Source organism: Piscicoccus intestinalis NBRC 104926 (assembly GCF_001515525.1).
Taxonomy (GTDB): Bacteria; Actinomycetota; Actinomycetes; order Actinomycetales; family Dermatophilaceae; genus Kineosphaera; species Kineosphaera intestinalis.
This window is the reverse complement of record NZ_BCNQ01000244.1, coordinates 1-3,181: the sequence shown is the minus strand read 5'-3', so window position 1 is coordinate 3,181 and position 3,181 is coordinate 1. Positions and strand designations below refer to the sequence as shown.

The following is a 3,181-nucleotide window of genomic DNA, read 5'->3' as shown; positions in this document are numbered from 1 at the left end:
GCACGAGGCGCCGGCGCGCCTGGCCGGGGGCACGCTGACCGGCACGATGCTCGCGGCGCGCCTGGCGCTGCGCCGATCCCGGTGGTTCTGGCTCGTCTGGGTGCTCGCGCTCACCGCGCTGCTGCCGGCGACCGCCTCCGCCTACACCGAGCTCGTGCCGGCCGGCCCGGTGGGGCGGGCCACCGTCGCCGCCCTCGAGGGAAATCCCACGATGCGGGCGATGCTCGGTCCGCCGTACGACCTGCTGACCGCCGGCGGGTTCACGATGTGGCGGGTGGGCACGTTCGTCGCCGCGGCCGCCGCGATGATGGCCGCGCTCGGGGTGATCCGGGCGACGCGCGCCGAGGAGGACGACGGACGGGTCGAGCTGCTGCGCGCCGGCGCGATCGGCCGGCACGCCCCGCTGGCCGGCGCGCTCGTCGTGGCCTTCGGCGGGTGCGGGGTGCTGGCGGCCCTGGTCGCCGCCACGATGGCGGCCGCCGCGCCCCCGACCGCCGGCGCCCTCGCGACCGGACTCGGGATCGGACTGGTCGGGGCCGTGTGGGCGGGGGTCGGCGCGGTCGGCGCCCAGCTCGCCGCGTCGGCCCGGTCCGCCCGGTTCATCGCCCTCGGGGCGCTCGGCGCCGCCTATGCGCTGCGGGCCGTCGCCGACGGCGCCGGCGACGATTCGTCGTGGACCCCGCTGCGCTGGCTGTCCCCCGTCGAGTGGGCCGCGCTGACCCGGCCGTACGCCGACGAGCGCTGGTGGATCCTGCTGCTGCCGCTCGCTCTGACCGGCGCGCTCACCGCCGCCGCGTTCGCGCTCGAGTCGCGCCGAGATCACGGAGCCGGGCTGCGCCCCCCGCGCCCCGGACCGGCCCGCGCCGACACGGGGATGTTCGGGCTCACCGGCGTCGAGTCGCTGGTGCGTCGTCTGGAACGCCCCGCGATCCTCGGCTGGGCCCTGGGCATGAGCCTGTTCGCGCTGGTCATCGGCACGCTGGCGGGCACCATCGACGAGATGTTGGCGGACAACCCGCGCCTGGCGGAGCTGTTCCGCCGGATGGGTCAGGGCGCGGGGGTGCTGCGCGACACCTACTACGCGACGATCCTCGGCATCCTCGTCGTCGTCGTGGCGATCTTCGCGGCGACGCTCATCCTGCGCGTGCGCCAGGAGGAGGACAACGGCCACCTGGAGCTGCTCGGCTCGACCGCGACCTCGCGCACCCGGCTGCTGCTCGCGCACGTCGTCCCGGCCCTCGTCGCGCCGACCGTGGTGTTCGTCGCGTGCGGGGCGCTGCTCGCGGTCGCTTCCGCGGTGGGCGGCGGTGGCCTCGGGGTGGTCGGGCAGCTCGCCGGGGCGGCCCTCGCGCTGGCTCCCGGCCTGTGGCTGACCGTCGGCGTGGGCACCGCGCTCGTCGGCTGGGCACCGCGGCTGACCCCGCTGCTGTGGGCGCTGCTCGGCTGGTCGCTGTTCGCCACGTGGGTCGGCGGCCTGCTCGACCTGCCGCGGGTGCTGCTCGACGCGACCCCGTTCGCGGCCCTGCCGCAGCTGCCCGCCGAGGCGATGGCCTGGGGGCCGGTCGTCGCCGAGACCGTGCTCGCCGCCGCCCTCATCGGGTTCGGGTTGCTCGGGTGGCGCCGGCGCGACCTCGGTCGCGGTTGACGGGAGGCCGGCGGCCGGCGTTCGCGAGCGCTAGTCGGAGCCGCTGGCGCCCGACTCCGGCTGCCGGGCCCACCAGGCGAGCAGTTCGGCGCGGGCGGCGTCGGGGCCGATCGGGCCGCGGTCGAGGCGCACGGCGAGCAGGTGCTTATAGGCGCGCCCGAGCAGCGGACCCGGCTCGATCCCCAGGGTCGCGGCGATCTCGTTGCCGTTGAGCTCGGGGCGCACGGCCTTGAGTTCCTCGGCGGCCATGAGCTGCTCGATCCGCTCCTCGAGCGAGTCGTAGGAGCGGGCCAGCCGGGCGGCCTTGCGCCGGTTGCGGGTCGTGCAGTCGGCCCGGGTGAGCCGGTGCAGCCGCGGCAGCAGGTCACCGGCGTCGGTGACGTAACGGCGCACCGCGGAGTCGGTCCACTCCCCGCCGCCGTAGCCGTGGAACCGCAGGTGCAGCTCGATGAGCCGGGAGACGGCGGCGATCGTCGCCTTGTCGAACCGCAGCGCCCGCAGCCGCTTGGCGGCCATCTTCGCGCCGACGACCTCGTGGTGGTGGAAACTCACCCCACCGCCGGGCTCGAAGCGGCGGGTGGCGGGCTTGCCGATGTCGTGCAGCAGCGCCGCCAGGCGCAGCACGAGGTCGGGGCCGGGAACCCGGTCGGCGGGCGCGCCGGGCGGGCCCTCGAGCGCGATGGCCTGGTCGAGCACGGTCAGCGAGTGCTCGAAGACGTCCTTGTGCCGGTGGTGCTCGTCGATCGCCAGGCGCATGCCGGGCAGCTCGGGCAGCATCCGGTCGGCCAGACCGGTGTCGACGAGCACCTCCAGGCCGCGCCGGGGCGCCGGGGTGAGCAGCAGCTTGACGAGCTCGTCGCGGATCCGCTCGGCCGAGACGATCTGCAGGGAGTCGACGGCCGCGGCGACGGCCTGCGCGACGCCCGGGTCGAGCTCGCTGTCGAGCTGGGCCACGAACCGGGCCGCCCGCATCATGCGCAGCGGGTCGTCGGCGAACGAGACCGCCGGCGGGCCGGGGGTACGCAGCCGCCGCGCGGCGAGGTCGGCGAGCCCGCCGTGCGGGTCGACGAACTCCAGGCCGGGCAGCCGCAGCGCCATCGCGTTGACCGTGAAATCGCGGCGCACCAGGTCGTCGGCCAGGTCGTCGCCGAACGCGACGACCGGCTTGCGGCTCGTGTGGTCGTAGGCGTCCGCCCGATACGTCGTGATCTCGATCGTGTGCGCCCCCTTGCGCATCGCGATCGTGCCGAAGTCGCGTCCGACGTCCCAGCGCGCGTCGGCCCAGCCGGCGACGACCGCCTCGATCTGCTCGGGCCGGGCGCTGGTCGTCAGGTCGAGGTCGCCGCTGACGCGGCCGAGGAAGGCGTCCCGCACCGGGCCGCCGACGAGCGCCAACTCGTGCCCCGCCGCCGCGAACCGCTCACCGAGCTCCTGCAGCAACGGCAGGGTCGGGGCCAGGTGCGCCACCGCCTCCCGCAGCATCGGCGCCGACACCACCTCGTGCGCGTCGTGCGGGGCGACGGGGCGGGCGTCGGC

Annotated in this window: 2 protein-coding genes; one reads left to right on the top strand and one right to left on the bottom strand. The window is 76.3% G+C overall.

Translation table 11 applies throughout. From position 1 onward, the window contains the following. Positions 1 to 1,645: ABC transporter permease (locus tag PINTE_RS23505; RefSeq protein WP_068434400.1), on the top strand; the 1,645-nt coding region annotated here is incomplete at its 5' end. A 30-nt stretch (positions 1,646 to 1,675) separates the two neighbouring features. Here the strand turns inward: PINTE_RS23505 and PINTE_RS20750 are convergent. Beyond that, positions 1,676 to 3,127 carry a CCA tRNA nucleotidyltransferase gene (locus tag PINTE_RS20750; RefSeq protein ID WP_084343880.1) on the bottom strand — a complete coding sequence of 484 codons (1,452 nt, stop codon included), beginning with the start codon at positions 3,125 to 3,127 and terminating at the stop codon, positions 1,676 to 1,678. Between the last annotated feature and the right edge of the window lie 54 nt (positions 3,128 to 3,181).